The organism is Rathayibacter sp. AY1D9 (genome assembly GCF_002932395.1).
Taxonomy (GTDB): domain Bacteria; phylum Actinomycetota; class Actinomycetes; order Actinomycetales; family Microbacteriaceae; genus Rathayibacter.
The window spans coordinates 24,068-38,004 of record NZ_PSVQ01000005.1; the positions used below are offsets into that span (position 1 = coordinate 24,068).

Here is a 13,937-nt window from a genome sequence, read left to right on the forward strand (position 1 = left end):
CGGTCAGTCCCGCGCGGAGAGGACGATGTTCCCCGTCTCGGTGATGGCGATCGTGTGCTCCATGTGGGCGCCGCGAGAGCCGTCACGGCTGCGGAGGGTCCAGCCGTCCTTGTCCGTGTAGATCTCGTCGGTCGTCTGCAGGAACCACGGCTCGATCGCGATGACGAGGCCCGGGCGGAGCGGGTAGCCGCGGCCGGCGCGTCCGTCGTTGGGGATGTGCGGATCGCCGTGCATCGTGCGGCCGACGCCGTGGCCGCCGAAGTCGGTGTTGATGGACAGGCCCTCGGCGTGTGCGACGGCCGCGATGGCCGCGGAGATGTCGCCGATCTTCTTCCCGGGCTGCGCGGCGGCGATGCCGGCCTCGAGCGCGCGGGTGGTGGTGTCGATGAGGGCGAGGTCCTCCTCGCGCGGCGTCCCGACCACGACGCTGATGGCCGAGTCGGCGACCCAGCCGTTCACGGAGGCGGCGAAGTCGAGGGTCAGCAGGTCGCCGTCCTTCAGCCGGTAGTCGAAGGGCAGGCCGTGCAGCACCGCGTCGTTGACGGAGGTGCAGATGACCTTGCCGAAGGGGCTGGCGCCGAAGGAGGGGTGGTAGTCGATGTAGCAGGACTCGGCGCCGGCCGTGCGGATCATGTCGTGGGCGAGCCGGTCGAGCTCCAGCAGGTTCACGCCGACCGCGGCGGCGGCGGAGGTGGCCTTCAGTACCTCGCCGACGAAGCGGCCGGCGGGACGCATCTCCTCGATCTCGGCGGGGGTGCGTAGCTCGATCATCCTGATCCTCTCGGGGTCCGCTGAGCCGTCGCTCAGAGGTGGTGGGTACGGTCGGTGCATGCGCACGCGACGGGCATTCGGTTCCTGGCAGTTCCCGGCGGCGATCGTGCTGCCCTTGTGGATCCTCCTCGGCTACGGGGTCTTCGGAGGATCGAGCGGCTGGACCGTGCTCGGCCTGGTGATCGCCCTCCCCATTCTGGCGGTCGCGCTGGCGGCTGTGGCCGCGATCGTCGCATTCCGGGTGACCGTTCGGCCCACGCGCACTCCCGCGTGGGGCGACGTGGCCGTGGTCGGCGCCTGGCACCTCTCCCTGATCGCCTTCGGCTTCTTCCCGCCCGGCGCCTGGGCGCTGGGTCTGCTCTCGGTGGTCCTCGGAGTGGCGGCCTTCTGGCACTCGGCGTGGCGGTTCCTCGCCGACGCGAGGGCCACTCTCCTCGCCTTCTCGGAGGCGGCGTCCGTGCAGGCCGAGGGCGCTCACCGCCCCGTCGCCGGCGAGGGCTTCGACCCGGAGCGCCCGCAGAACGGGCAGACCATCGTCCTCTGAGGGTCGGGCGTCCCGAGAGGCGCTGTCCCCTGCGAGGCCCCGCCCTGCTCCACAGCTCGGCCCTCTCGACGGATCCGCCCTCTGCGCAGCTCTGGCCTCCGGGCGACTCTGCCCTCCTGACGACTCTGCCCTCCTGACGACTCTGCCCTCCTCATGACTCTGCCCTCCTAACGAGCCTGCTTTGACTCGGATCGACGCGGCATGGCAGAATGAGCGCTTGTGCCTCGCGCAGGCTCTGCCACAGGGGAGCCGCGACGACGTGGGCACGACCGACTTCCATCAACGAAACGGTGTTCGACCTGTGGCGGGCACGGAGAGCGATACAGCATGCACATCCTCGATTCCGTCGATGCGGCGTCCCTCCGCAGCGATGTCCCGGACTTCCGCGCCGGCGACACCGTCAAGGTCCACGTCAACATCGTCGAGGGCTCCCGCTCGCGCATCCAGGTCTTCCAGGGCGTCGTCATCGGCCGCTCCAACGAGGGCGTCCGCGAGACCTTCACCGTCCGCAAGGTGAGCTTCCAGGTCGGCGTCGAGCGCACGTTCCCCGTGCACTCGCCGGTCATCGACCACATCGAGGTCGTCACCCGCGGTGACGTCCGTCGCGCGAAGCTCTACTACCTGCGCAACCTGCGCGGCAAGAAGGCGAAGATCAAGGAGAAGCGCGACGCCTGAGCGGCATCCGCACGACTTCTCGGGAACCCCGGTCCACCTATGATGGACCGGGGTTCCTCCCTTTCTCGGGGGCGATTCGTCCGGGGAGTCCACCCGGTGATGCACAGTAGGGGCGACGGTGAGCGATGACAGACAGCACGGCCCCGGTCCGCCTCCCCGGAGGCGAGGACCACGCCCGCCACTCGGCGGATCCGTCCGAGAAGCGCCCGCGCAAGCGCCGGGGAGTCCTGCTCTTCCTCCGCGACGTGCTGATCATCTTCGTGGTCGCGGTGCTCGTCTCCTTCCTCGTGAAGACCTTCCTGATCCGCTCCTTCTACATCCCCTCCTCCTCGATGGAGCAGACGCTCGTCGAGAACGACCGGATCCTCGTGAACGAGCTCGTACCCGGAGTGGTGAAGATCTCGCGCGGCGACGTCGTCGTCTTCCGCGATCCCGGCGGATGGCTCTCGCCGAGCTCCGAGCCCTCCGTGCCGCCGTTCCAGGCCGCGGTCGACTCCGCCCTCGCACTCGTCGGCCTCACCGCTCCCGACAGCAACGACCACCTCATCAAGCGCGTCATCGGCCTGCCCGGCGACCACGTGACCTGCTGCACGCCGCTCGGCCAGGTCGAGATCAACGGCAACCCGATCGACGAGCCCTACGTGAAGCTGCCCGACGGGGTGCAGGCCGTCTCGGCCACCCCCTTCGACGTCGTCGTGCCCGAGGGCTCGCTCTGGGTGATGGGCGACAACCGCTACAACTCCGCCGACTCCCGCTACAACACCGACAAGCCGGGCGGCGGCTTCGTGCCGATCGACAACGTCGTGGGCCGCGCGATCCTCGTGACCTGGCCCGTGCAGCAGTGGGCGTGGCTCGACGACTACCCGTCGGTGTTCCGCGGAGTCGACACCGAGGCCTCCGAGGAGGGCTCGGACGACGCGCAGAGCGGGCAGGGCTAGGTGGTCGTCGCCGAGCCGACGCTGACGCAGGAGCGGCGCCTCTTCCGGCAGGGCTACGAGACGGTCATCGGCTGCGACGAGGTCGGCCGCGGCGCTATCGCCGGCCCGGTGTCGGTCGGTGTCGTGTCGATCGGCAGCCGTTGCGGGCGCTTCCCCGAGGGGCTCCGCGACTCCAAGATGCTCGCTCCCGCCCGCCGCGAGGCGCTCCTGCCGGGAGTCGCGAAGTGGGTCTCGGCCTGGGCGATCGGCGAGTCCTCGGCGGACGAGATCGACGAGACCGGGATCATCGCGGGCCTCGGCCGCGCTGCGTCGAGGGGCATCGAGCGCCTCGCCGACCAGGGCGTCGACCTCGCCACCGCCGTCGTCCTCCTCGACGGCGCCCACGACTGGCTGACGCCCGCGCTGGGCGAGTGGGCGGCCGAGCTGACGATCGTCACCCGCGTGAAGGCCGACCGCGACTGCGCCGCCGTCTCCGCCGCCTCCGTGCTCGCGAAGGTGGGCCGGGACGGTCAGATGGTGCGCCACCACGACGACTTCGCCGACTACGCCTGGGACAGCAACAAGGGCTACGGCAGCGCCGCGCACTGGGCGGGGATCGAGCGGGTCGGCCCGTCCCCGCTCCACCGGGTGACCTGGCTGTCGAAGTCGCGGGAGAGCGTCGAGGAGCCGCTCCCGGCGCTCGGGCCCGTCGGCTCGGCGTAGGATTGTCCAACGATGGATGAGGACGAATTCGAGGACTACGACCGCGAGGTCGAGCTGGCACTGTACCGGGAGTACCGCGACGTCGTCTCGCAGTTCTCGTACGTCGTCGAGACCGAGCGCCGGTTCTACCTGGCGAACGAGGTCGACCTGGTCCGCCGCGACACCGAGCACGACTTCTACTTCGAGCTGACCATGCGCGACGTGTGGGTCTGGGACGTCTACCGCTCCGACCGCTTCGTGAAGTCGGTGCGCGTGCTGACCTTCAAGGACGTCAACGTCGAGGAGCTCTCCCGCAAGGAGTTCGAGCTCCCCAAGGAGCTCGCGCTCGACGAGTAGCCCTCTGTCGCGGCAGGCTCCGGACCCCTTGCTGGTCGAGTAGCCGCTTCCGACGGCGCATCGAGATCCGGTGCCCGGAGCCCCACCCCGCTCCGGAGCTCTCTCGGATCCTCGGCTCCGCGGGTCTCGTCTTCACGCGGCGCGCATTCCTCCTGCTGGTCGCGTAGCGGTCCCGGCGCCGTATCCAGACCCCGGACCGACGTCCCTCCCCACGCACCTCCTCGGCCGTCTTCTCCCCGGATCCCCCTCCCGGCCGTCCGACGCTCCTCTCTGCTCCTGCACGCTTCCGGCAGGAGGACGCATGGACAAGGACGAACTGGGGCGGCGCGGCGAGGAGATCGCGGCGGCGCACCTGAGAGACAACGGATTCGAGATCCTCGACCGCAACTGGCGGGTCCGCGAGGGCGAGCTCGACATCGTGGCCCGCGACGGGTCGGCACTGGTCGTGGTGGAGGTGAAGACGCGCTCGTCGACGCGCTTCGGACTGCCGGTCGAGGCCATCACGCGGGCCAAGGCGCAGCGCCTGCGCCGACTCGCCTACGCATGGGCCGACGAGCACCACGAGCGCTCCCGGCATCTGCGGATCGACGCGGTCGGCATCGTCGCTCCCGGGGGAGTCCCGTCGCAGATCCGGCACCTGCGGGCGGTGGCTTGATGGGCCTGGGGAGGACCTCCGCGGTCGGTCTCGTCGGCTTCGCGGGAGCCGTGGTCGGGGTGGAGGCCCACTCGGCCGACGGCACCCCGGGCATGGTGATCATCGGCCTGCCCGACGCCGCGCTCGCGCAGGCGAAGGAGCGGGTGCGCTCGGCGGCGATCAACTCCGGCAGCACCATCGCCGAGTACAAGATCACCGTGAACCTCTCGCCGGCCGCGATGCCCAAGCACGGCTCCGCCTTCGATCTCGCCATCGGGCTGGCCGCGCTCGCGTCGCTCCGTGAGGTCGATGCGGAGTCGGTCGCCGCGGTCGTCCATATCGGGGAGCTCGGGCTGGACGGCCGGCTGCGCTCCGTCCCGGGCGTGCTGCCCGCGGTGCTCGCGGCCGCCCGCGAGGGCAGGCGCCGCGTGATGGTCCCCGTCGAGGACCGCCTCGAGGCGGAGCTGGTCGACGGCGTCGAGGTGATCGCGGTCTCCTCGCTGGCGGCGGCCGCCGTCTGGCACGGAGCCGAGTGGGAAGTGCCGGTGCTCCCCGAGGCCGCGCCGCCGTCTGCGACGGTGTCCGAGCCGGAGGCCCGCCTCGACCTCTCCGACGTGGTGGGGAACGAGGAGGCGGCCGAGGCGATGGTCGTCGCGGCGGCCGGCGGGCACCACGTGTTCCTGCTCGGGCCTCCCGGCGCCGGGAAGACGATGCTCGCCTCGCGCTTGCCGGGCATCCTCCCCGACCTCGATGACGACGCAGCGCTGGAGGCCACCTGCATGCGCTCGCTGGTCGGAGCGCCGACCGGTGGCGCGCTGGTGCGCAGACCGCCGTTCGAGAGTCCGCACCACTCCGCCTCGTCCGCAGCGATCGTCGGCGGGGGCAGCGGCCGCATCCGGCCCGGCGCGGTCGCCCGCGCCACCCGGGGAGTGCTGTTCCTCGACGAGGCCCCCGAGTTCTCGTCCGTCGCCCTCGATGCGTTGCGCCAGCCGCTCGAATCCGGCGTGATCCGCATCCACCGCGCGAACGCCGTCGCCGAGTTCCCCGCGCGGGTGCAGCTCGTCCTCGCGGCGAACCCGTGCCCGTGCGGCCGCTTCGGCATCCCCGGAGAGACCTGCACCTGTGCTCCCTCGGTCCGCCGCCGCTACCTCGCGCGGCTCAGCGGACCGCTGCTCGACCGCGTCGACATCCGCCTGACGGTCCGCCGCATCAGCGCGGCTCAGCTGGCCGCACGTCGAGACACGTCCGGCATGTCGACGGCTGAGGCCCGCGCCCGTGTCGCCGCGGCGCGGTCCCTGGCAGCGGCTCGCCTCGCCTCCACTCCGTGGACGCTCAACTCGGAGGTCTCCGGCGCCTGGCTGCGCTCGGACCCGGTGCGCCCGACCAGTGCCGAGTCCCGCACGCTCGACCGGGCTCTGGAGCGAGGTCTGGTGACCATGCGCGGCTACGACCGGGTCCTGCGCCTGGCCTGGACGCTCGCGGACCTCGACGCAGCCGACCGGCCGTCAGCAGCCCACCTCGCGCGCGCGCTCGTCCTCCGTGGGGGTGCCGCGTGATCCGGCCCGACGCGCTCTTCGACGCCGCGGAGCTCGATGCTGTTCGCCGACTGCTGCCGAGCGGCGCAGCCGATCCGGACTCGGCTGCCGACGGCGAGCCTTCGGGTGAGTCCGGCTGCGCTCGGAGCGCACTCGTCGACGCTGCTGCCCGGTGCGGCTGGAACTCTCTGACCGAGCCCGGCGACTCCGTCGCCGCCCTCCTCATCGCGAGGGCCGGCGCGGCCGAGGCCTTCGCCCACGTCGTGTCCTCGTCGTCCGCGGAGGAGATCCTCGCGCCCCCGCATCGCGCTCCCTCCGACGAAGGAGGCGCGGCGCTCGCGCCCCTCGACTCCGAGGTCGCCGCCCTCCAGTCGGGGCTGGCGCGCTGGCGACCGCGCCTGGACCGCAGGCTCCTGTTCCGCCGTCTCGAGATCGCCGAGCGCCTGGGCGCCCGGCTGCTCCTGCCCGGGGCTCCCGTGTGGCCCGAGTCGCTCGACGACCTCGGGCCGCACGCGCCCCTCCTGCTCTGGCTGCGCGGTGATCCCGCCGCCTTCGATCCGCCGCACCGCCTCGCCCTCGTCGGCGCCCGCGCTGCGACCGGTTACGGCGAGCACGTGGCCGCCGAGCTCGCCGCGGGCGTCGCGGCGCGAGGCGTCTCCGTCGTCTCGGGCGGTGCCTTCGGGATCGACGCGGTCGCCCACCGCGCCGCCCTCGGCTCCGGAGGCCGGACGGTCGCCTTCCTCGCCGGGGGAGCGGACCGCCTCTACCCGACGGCTCACGCCGACCTCCTCCACCGCATCATCGCCACCCCCGGTTGCGCCGTCGCGACGGAGGTCCCGCCCGGCACCACGCCCACCCGCTGGCGCTTCCTGCAGCGCAACCGCCTCATCGCCGCTTCGACGTCCGCCACCGTCGTCGTCGAGGCCGGCGCCCGCTCCGGCTCCCTCAACACCGCAGGCCACGCCGCCGCCCTGGGGCGCCCCCTCGGTGCGGTCCCGGGCCCGGTCACCAGCGCCTCCTCCGCCGGCTGCCACCGGCTCCTCCGCGAGTACGCGGCGACCTGTGTCACGTCGCCGCCGGACGTGCTCGAACTGCTCGGAATCGGCGAGCCGAAAGTCGAACCTTCGGAGCGCTCCGCCGCTCAGAGCAGGGTTCTCGATGCCCTACTGAGCCCCTGCGCTCACCAAGCCATCGACGTCGCGCGTGAGATTGGCCTCTCGATCGGAGAAACCATTGCGATCCTGGGCTCCCTCCTCGTTGAAGGCATCGTCGATCGCACCGAGGACGGCGGATGGAAGCTCTCGTCTACTTGAGCCCACTTAAGGGGAGTGGCGTCGCCGATCTGTTAGCTGTCGCGGCGGTGGGCGGGCACCATGTGTTCCTGCTCGGGCCTCCCGGTGCCGGGAAGACGATGCTCGCCTCGCGCCTGCCGGGCATCCTCCCCGACCTCGATGACGAGGCGGCGCTGGAGGCGACCTGCATGCGCTCGCTCGTCGGAGCGCCGACCGGTGGCGCTCTGGTGCGCCGGCCGCCTTTCGAGAGTCCGCACCACTCCGCTTCGTCCGCGGCGATCGTCGGCGGCGGCAGCGGCCGCATCCGTCCCGGCGCGGTCGCCCGCGCCACCCGCGGAGTGCTGTTCCTCGAAGACGTAAGAAGTAGCAAAGCACACCACGCCCTGAGTGGGTCGGAGACGCCCGAAAAGGGTCGTCGTGGGGTGGGTGCCGCTCGGATGTTCCGCGACGTCAGGCAGCTAAGAGACGATTTCGGTGCGCCGCGACGCCACCATGGTCGCGGCAGAGGTGATCACTGCTTGATCCTCGACCTTAAACGGGACTCCGCTTGCGCGGGTGGAATCGTCGATAAAGGTGCTGAGGTCAAACTGGTCTTGCATGTACTTCTAGTATCTCAAACGGGGGTAGTTAAGTCTGTTGTAATTTCTGCGGTTTACGTTCTACTCCCCATGCTTCTTACTAATGCGCAGGCCGACACATCCCGTGCAGGTCACCAACTAGAAGGAGTGTGATCCCAATGGGATTCCGCCAAATTCGCGTCAGCGACCTCACTGGTGCGGAAGCAACCGAGGACGAGATCGTCACGATCGTCGTCCGCAGCCACCCCGATCTCGATGAGCCGAAGCAGTTCGACGCTCTCCCGATCGAGGTCAAGGATCTCAAGCCCGCCGCCAACCTGGTGTCGCTGGAGATCCGCAACGGGCAGACGACCGAGATGGTCGTCACCCTGGCCGAGTTCAACAAGCTCGCGCCGAACATCAACGCCGTGCTGGAGAACGCCGATGGCCTCAAGGGCCGTCGCAAGGGCTACAAGCCCAGCTCCTGACCGGTCCACCGACGCCCGTATCTCCCGCTTGAGCGACCCGACTGCTCGCGGGGGGTACGTGCCCTTTCAATTCCTGACGAAGATGCGGATCAAATTGACAACGGCACCGCCGATAGTCGCGACCACCCCCACTCGTCGCCAGGCCTCGTTGTTGCGCTCTTTGTCGAACTCGTTCGTGGACATGGTTTCCTTCCCTCAGCGACCATCGAGCCGTACTTGTGTGGACGTCTCGTTTCTGCCCTCTTCCCTGTAATCACAATACCGAGCGTTCAAGCAGCACCCCGGGCCAGGACGAATCAACTTGACTTCGCCTTCCGCCGCTAACAGGCCCTATAGGCCCCTATAGTGCGCTGTGGTATGCAGGGGTCGTCGTCGAAAGATCTCGCACCTTGTCCTGGCATGTCTTAATCCCGGGCGTGTCGCAAAGAAGAAGCCCCGCTGGCTGCGGGGCTCTTCACGTTCAGGGGAGCGGACGTACTCGGGTTCGCTCGACCTCCGGCCAGCGCTCCTTCAGGCTCAGCACGGACTGGTACGCGGACTTCCAGGTGTCGAACGGCATGTTCATGTCCTTCCAGTCGGTCGCGTCCTTCAGCCACACCTCGGCGGTGAACCGCGAGCCTCGGATGACGAGGTCGACGAAGTACTCATCCACGTCGCTCAGGCCGTCCTCGTTAGTGCGGGTGAGTCCAGTGAGGACGATCGAGCCGCGGAGGAACGGGCTGGTGCTCACGTTGGGCGAGTGGGCCAGGAGCAGCCACATCGCGTGCTGGTTGAAGGGCTTGTTGTTGAGCGCGGCCTCGTCGTTGATCCAGAGGGTCGCTCCGGGTTCGATGAGGTCGAGGATCTCGAACCAGCCGTCGACGAGTGAGTGGATCTGCTCTGCGCTGGTGAGGTCGCAGAGGTAGGGGTCTTCGGTTGCCGGTAGTACGAGCGCGGTCGTCATGACGCCTCCCTGATCGTGGATGTTCAGCGCGACCGGTCGGTCACGCAGTCGCACAAGCGATCAGGCGGTCTTTGACCACCTCAGTTGATCCGTCTCCTCGATGTGGTGGGTCCGGCACAGGTAGCGGAGGTTGCTCACCACGAACTTCAGCTCCGGGTGGGAGCCGCGCTTCTGGATGTGGTCCACGTCGAGGTTGGTCGTGACAGTGCAGCCTTCCCGGCTGCAGACGCGTCCGAAGTTCTTATCGAGGTACGGGCGCGCCACTTCATCGCGGAACGTCGCCCAGAGCCGAGCCTGCTTCCCCTGCTGGGGTATGGGTTTCGCTCGTGCGATCGTGCAGCTTCGACAGCGATTCTGGATCGCGTTGTAGACGGTGATCGCCGTACCGCATCCCTTGCACTTCCTCACTACAGATCCGGTTGACTCACGCATGGAGCGCTCCGTCACCCTGCTTCCGACTACGCAGGAGCAGCGTGCGATCTGTCAGACCAGCGAGGGAGAGCTGAGCGAGTGCAGCGTGCGCGTGGAGCCCGAGCGACCGGATCAGCTCGTCGAGCGCCTGGTCGGTCGTGTCTTCGTTCTCCTCAGCCCAGGCCCAGAAATCTGGACTGGCCTCAGCTTCGTCTAGACCGATGCTCCGGTCCTCACGCAGGAGGTTCACCCAGCCCACGCGCTCAACGAGTTCAGCGTGATGCTCCTGGATGCGGGTGACGTGCTCAGCGCGTGTCTCGGCCGGCTGCACGGCGTAGAGCGTCTCCAGCCCGAATAGAGCAGGGTCTCTTGGGTGTGAGGGAGTGGTTCGTTCGATGATTGTGTCCTCCTAGTTCCGCGCACCTGCGAGGTATGCGCGGAACTAGGAGGTCGACGGATCGGTGGGTACCCGTCGACCAAGACTGGAACGTACGACAAGGGGAACTTAGATCGCACGTCCATCCGGACCGTCCGGTCCCCGCCCCTCAACACGGGCGGCGACGATGAACGAGCCGGATGGATCAACGACTGCATCGCGGGGCGACGATTCGAACGTCGCAGTTGGGAGAGCTATTGGAGAGGAAAATCCCCACGCAGGACCTCTCGGTCACCGCTCTCATCGGCCTAAACTTTGGCCTAGCGTTCTTCCTTCACGCTTCCCATGTGCATTATCTGTCGTTGAATTGGTTGTGAAAGGTGCGAGACGGCTGTTCTATTATCGTTGCGAGCACTAAACGTCTGCCACGGTATTGACGCTCACCGCCTAAATAGTGCGTCGAAACACACTTTGATATTCGCACTTCTACTCAGTGTGGTCAATACTGATTTGGCCTGCTCTTACAATCTGGTCGGTCGCCGAGAACACCTGGCGCACGTCGACTTCACTGGGCTCACCGCCTCGTAGCCAGTGCTGCACGTACGCGCGACTCTCGCTCGCGTCCATGTGGCTCTCAGCACCTAGCTGGTGCAGCGTGAGGTAGGCGGTGGACTCTGCCTGGAACTCATTGATGCCCTGATGCATCGCCTCACGGTCGTCCTCGTCGTCCGACGCGTCCTCGGCGTGACCCGCGACCACGTGGCCGAGTTCGTGCACCTTGGTCTTGAACGGATATGGAGCAACGGGGGAGACCGCGATCGTGCGGTCGTAGGCGTAGCCCATGACGTTGCCGTTGTAGAGGCGGAACGGTTCCTCCGTGATGTCCAGCGTCTCGAGGGCTCGTGCTTCGTCCCAGTTCGGTGGCACGTACGGAGGCAGCTCGCCCTCGCCGGCCACCTGTGCATAGTGGAAGAGCGCACGCACAACCTTGAAGCGGCGCATCATCTTCGGTTTGTCAGGTTCGGAATCGTGAGCTGGCTCAGCCTGCTCGTCACCCTTCAACTTGATGGTGATGGGTCGGAGGATCGAGTACGCCCGCTCGCCCTTCTTCACGTGGTAGCCAAGCTCCTGCCACCGCTTGAAGGTGGCGACGGGCTCCGGTGGGCAGCCCTGTATGGCTAGGAAGCCGATGTTGCGCACGGAGTACGGGTGGAATCGGCTGTAGCTGTCTCCGAACGATCCCTCGACGGTGAGGATCGACTCCAGCAGCTCAGCATTGCTCGGGACGTCAATGGGCGGCTGACGCTCGCTCATGCGTCCCACCCGCAGCGCTCACCGCCGTCGCATGGGTGGTGTGCTCGTTGGCGTGGGCAGCGTCCGATGTCGTGGAGGACGCGGTGGAGGAGCGCGATCATCGCGCGGCTCGTGGTTGTAGTTGGTAGTTGTGGTTCATGTCACCTCCTTCGGAGTCGTTGATGCGGGTTGTCAGCCCTATTGTGTGACCGTGGACTGGATTCAGGACGTACTTAATCGCACGAGCTGGCTAGAACTCGTTGCTGCATTCGTCAGCGTCGTGGTCTCGGTGATGATCGCCCTGCGGCTCCAACGGCGCGACTTCCTGAAGAGAGAGCACGAGTCTCGAATCGCAGAGGACGCGAGGATCGCGGAGCGAGCAAGAGAACGTCGACGGGAGTTGATGGCGCGAGCCTTTGATCTCACAACTCGTGCTACGGAACTCTCTCTAATGGGTCATCTCGGGCGCGATGTCACGCTCGATCGCGAGGTCTTCATAACCCAGGTCCGGAACGTCTCACGACTCATTGAGGCGGAGGGTGATTATGTGGACAGGGCGGTCGGGGACAAGTTTCAGAAGTGGGTCGTGAAGCTCGCGTCTTACCAGGTCGGTCTCAGTACACGACCGGATGATGAGCGCCTCGCAAACCTGTCATACCACTTGGAAAAGTCATCCTCCGGTGTCTGCGCGAAGATGCTGGACTGGTACAGGGGAACTGCGACGCCTTGGGAGTGGAAGAAGCCATACTAGGTTCGCGACCCGTACCAAACGGCGGGCGTACGACACGTGTTAGTGCCCCGCCGCTCGATGCGAGTCGCGACCTGTGGAAAAGTGGTCGGGCCCATCGTAGTTGACGGCGTCGCCCGATCCTGCTGTGCGATGCATACAAGGCCACGAACGCGTGTTGCTGTCCAACTTTTGAACTAATTGACAAGGTGCAGTTCTGTGGTCTGGCTAACGTCGCTCCTGCGACCCCTGGTGCGAACGTCGCAGAAGATATGTTGGGCGACTCGACGCTATTCCGACTAAATCTTTCTCTCGACCCAGTCGTCGATCTCAATCTCATCATTGCGGATGAAGGTCAGGTCGTTCGTTGAGGGCATCTCGTCCTCAAGTTCGGCAGCATATGTCTCGGGATCATCGTCACCAATTTCCCGCTCGATTTCTCCATATATTGTCATCTTCACCTGAAATGCGTATGTGGCCATACGACCTCCTTGTGTTTAAATGGTTCTATCTATGCACGACCGCTACGACATCGAGGAGATCCTCTACTACGCCCAGAAGGGCATGTCAGCTCGCTTCATCAGGGAGGAGCTGGGGCTCTCGATCTCGGAGCGTCAGGTGCAGCGTCTGGTCGCAACCCGTCTGGGCCGACGACCGACGCGTCAGGCGATACAGCGGCCTGACTCGCTTCGTGACCGTGTGGTTGCCTACATGGAGTCGCAGGGACTCGATCGGTACTACTGCACTGCGTGTGAACGGCGCCGGCTGGAGCCTGGCTTCATCCGCGCGCTGAACGCTGACCGATCCCTCGACGTCCTGGTGTTCGTGTGCCGCCACTGCTCTGTGGCGAGTGACGTCTAGGCGGCGGTACTCTTCCGGCGTCGCGACCTCGCTCCACCGATCCGGCCCGCCACTCTCGCCAGCTCACGGTTGGCCGCGAAGCCTCCTGTGTTGCCGTTGCGTCCGCCTTTGCTGCCGATCCGCTTGTAGAAGTCCGGATCGTTCGCGAGGTTCTTCGCAGCGGCTTTCTGGCCGCCCGCCTTGGGCCCCGCCATCAGCGGTTACCCCAAGGCCAGGTGCGCTTGTTCTTCTTCGCCATGATCATGTGCCGCTGGGCGTCGAGGCGGTCGTTGAGATCGCTCACCGCATCTTCGAACTCTGATCGTGGGACGTACTTCTCGTTCATCTGGAGGTCGACGCCGAGCTGTGCTTCAGCGGGGTCGACGACGGCAGTCTTCACGCCACGCGAGCGGGAGACGGGCTTGAGGCCGGCCTTCTGCGCGTCGTGGAACTTCCGGTCCTTCGCGTTGGCGATGAAGGAAGTGCGCTGCTGCTTCGCGAGGACGAACCCTGGCCACGTCTTCGTCCGCTTCACTGTGCGGATGGTCTGGGTCGAGACGTGGTGGAACTCCGCCATCTCAGCGACGCTCCTGCGTCCGTCTCGTATGTCTCGTGCGATCGAATGGAACTTGATCTTGGTTAGCTTCTTACTCACTTGGTGGTTCCTTGGGCTGTGCCCGTTAGTTGTCTTGGTGCCAGCAGTTTGAGCAACTCGGCTCGTGCTGGTTGGTGCTCGCAGTCGGCGCAGAGGCCGTCACTGTCGAGCGTGGTGCTGCGGTTGAGACACGCACGGCAGGTGCCCACCGTCTGTGCCGCGCGCTCCAGGATCTCCCCCTCAGAGTGCATCTCCCGCTCACGGTCGCTGAAGTACCCGA

The 13,937-nt window shown here is 67.0% G+C and carries 19 protein-coding genes and 1 pseudogene; 12 read left to right on the forward strand and 8 right to left on the reverse strand.

The genetic code is table 11. From position 1 onward, the window contains the following. Positions 1 to 3: 3 nt before the first annotated feature. A complete protein-coding gene (map, locus tag C5C50_RS04075) occupies positions 4 to 771 on the reverse strand; it encodes a type I methionyl aminopeptidase (RefSeq protein WP_104272887.1) in 768 nt (255 codons plus the stop codon). Between the two features lie 58 nt (positions 772 to 829). Between map and C5C50_RS04080 the strand changes: the two genes are divergently transcribed. The 10 genes and pseudogenes from C5C50_RS04080 (at position 830) to C5C50_RS04125 (ending at position 8,472) form a co-directional block, all read left to right on the forward strand. Beyond that, positions 830 to 1,315 carry a hypothetical protein gene (locus tag C5C50_RS04080; RefSeq protein ID WP_104272888.1) on the forward strand — a complete coding sequence of 162 codons (486 nt, stop codon included), beginning with the start codon at positions 830 to 832 and terminating at the stop codon, positions 1,313 to 1,315. Between the two features lie 327 nt (positions 1,316 to 1,642). Further along, positions 1,643 to 1,990 (forward strand): 50S ribosomal protein L19, encoded by a 348-nt coding sequence (rplS, locus tag C5C50_RS04085; RefSeq protein WP_104223904.1) that lies wholly within the window; start codon positions 1,643 to 1,645, stop codon positions 1,988 to 1,990. A 125-nt stretch (positions 1,991 to 2,115) separates the two neighbouring features. Continuing rightward, complete coding sequence (gene lepB, locus C5C50_RS04090; RefSeq protein WP_104226871.1) at positions 2,116 to 2,928, forward strand: signal peptidase I; 813 nt, start codon at positions 2,116 to 2,118, stop codon at positions 2,926 to 2,928. Further along, the gene (locus C5C50_RS04095; RefSeq protein WP_104226870.1) at positions 2,929 to 3,630 is read left to right on the forward strand and encodes a ribonuclease HII; all 702 of its coding nucleotides are present in this window, start codon (positions 2,929 to 2,931) and stop codon (positions 3,628 to 3,630) included. It abuts the gene before it with no gap. Between the two features lie 12 nt (positions 3,631 to 3,642). Next, positions 3,643 to 3,966, forward strand: coding sequence for a DUF2469 domain-containing protein (locus C5C50_RS04100; RefSeq protein ID WP_055792576.1), 324 nt, complete (start codon positions 3,643 to 3,645; stop codon positions 3,964 to 3,966). Between the two features lie 301 nt (positions 3,967 to 4,267). Then, positions 4,268 to 4,621 (forward strand): YraN family protein, encoded by a 354-nt coding sequence (locus C5C50_RS04105; protein WP_104223901.1) that lies wholly within the window; start codon positions 4,268 to 4,270, stop codon positions 4,619 to 4,621. Further along, the gene (locus C5C50_RS04110; RefSeq protein ID WP_104272889.1) at positions 4,621 to 6,156 is read left to right on the forward strand and encodes a YifB family Mg chelatase-like AAA ATPase; all 1,536 of its coding nucleotides are present in this window, start codon (positions 4,621 to 4,623) and stop codon (positions 6,154 to 6,156) included. Before C5C50_RS04105 ends, C5C50_RS04110 begins: the two co-directional genes overlap by 1 nt. Then, entirely contained in the window at positions 6,153 to 7,448 is a 1,296-nt protein-coding gene (gene dprA / locus C5C50_RS04115; RefSeq protein ID WP_258067641.1) for a DNA-processing protein DprA, read from the forward strand. The genes C5C50_RS04110 and dprA overlap by 4 nt, the downstream gene beginning before the upstream one ends. A gap of 26 nt (positions 7,449 to 7,474) precedes the next feature. Then, positions 7,475 to 7,783: pseudogene (locus C5C50_RS17245) on the forward strand (ATP-binding protein); the annotation flags it as partial. Positions 7,784 to 8,154: 371 nt separating this feature from the next. After that, complete coding sequence (locus C5C50_RS04125) at positions 8,155 to 8,472, forward strand: hypothetical protein (RefSeq protein ID WP_146085845.1); 318 nt, start codon at positions 8,155 to 8,157, stop codon at positions 8,470 to 8,472. A 460-nt stretch (positions 8,473 to 8,932) separates the two neighbouring features. Here the strand turns inward: C5C50_RS04125 and C5C50_RS04130 are convergent, their stop codons facing one another. The 4 genes from C5C50_RS04130 to C5C50_RS04145 all read right to left on the reverse strand — a co-directional run bounded on the left by C5C50_RS04130 (position 8,933) and on the right by C5C50_RS04145 (position 11,516). Next, the gene (locus C5C50_RS04130) at positions 8,933 to 9,415 is read right to left on the reverse strand and encodes a DUF3846 domain-containing protein (RefSeq protein WP_146085846.1); all 483 of its coding nucleotides are present in this window, start codon (positions 9,413 to 9,415) and stop codon (positions 8,933 to 8,935) included. A 60-nt stretch (positions 9,416 to 9,475) separates the two neighbouring features. Continuing rightward, positions 9,476 to 9,847: a hypothetical protein gene (locus tag C5C50_RS16620; protein WP_146085847.1), complete on the reverse strand. Its 372-nt coding sequence runs from the start codon at positions 9,845 to 9,847 to the stop codon at positions 9,476 to 9,478. Further along, positions 9,840 to 10,157: a hypothetical protein gene (locus C5C50_RS04140; RefSeq protein WP_104272894.1), complete on the reverse strand. Its 318-nt coding sequence runs from the start codon at positions 10,155 to 10,157 to the stop codon at positions 9,840 to 9,842. The genes C5C50_RS16620 and C5C50_RS04140 overlap by 8 nt, the downstream gene beginning before the upstream one ends. A gap of 531 nt (positions 10,158 to 10,688) precedes the next feature. Then, positions 10,689 to 11,516, reverse strand: coding sequence for an ArdC family protein (locus C5C50_RS04145; RefSeq protein ID WP_146085848.1), 828 nt, complete (start codon positions 11,514 to 11,516; stop codon positions 10,689 to 10,691). Between the two features lie 190 nt (positions 11,517 to 11,706). On the opposite strand from C5C50_RS04145, the gene C5C50_RS16625 reads away from it, so the two are divergent. Then, complete coding sequence (locus C5C50_RS16625; RefSeq protein ID WP_146085849.1) at positions 11,707 to 12,246, forward strand: hypothetical protein; 540 nt, start codon at positions 11,707 to 11,709, stop codon at positions 12,244 to 12,246. A gap of 275 nt (positions 12,247 to 12,521) precedes the next feature. Here C5C50_RS16625 and C5C50_RS04155 read toward each other — a convergent pair whose 3' ends face one another. Next, entirely contained in the window at positions 12,522 to 12,704 is a 183-nt protein-coding gene (locus C5C50_RS04155; RefSeq protein WP_104272897.1) for a hypothetical protein, read from the reverse strand. A 31-nt stretch (positions 12,705 to 12,735) separates the two neighbouring features. On the opposite strand from C5C50_RS04155, the gene C5C50_RS04160 reads away from it, so the two are divergent. Next, entirely contained in the window at positions 12,736 to 13,083 is a 348-nt protein-coding gene (locus C5C50_RS04160; RefSeq protein WP_104272898.1) for a hypothetical protein, read from the forward strand. Here the strand turns inward: C5C50_RS04160 and C5C50_RS17455 are convergent. Then, on the reverse strand, positions 13,080 to 13,277 hold the full coding sequence (locus C5C50_RS17455; protein WP_104272899.1) for a general stress protein: 198 nt from the start codon (positions 13,275 to 13,277) through the stop codon (positions 13,080 to 13,082). The two genes, C5C50_RS04160 and C5C50_RS17455, sit on opposite strands and share 4 nt — an antisense overlap. Beyond that, complete coding sequence (locus C5C50_RS04170) at positions 13,277 to 13,717, reverse strand: hypothetical protein (RefSeq protein ID WP_146085850.1); 441 nt, start codon at positions 13,715 to 13,717, stop codon at positions 13,277 to 13,279. The genes C5C50_RS17455 and C5C50_RS04170 overlap by 1 nt, the downstream gene beginning before the upstream one ends. Positions 13,718 to 13,937 lie beyond the last annotated feature (220 nt).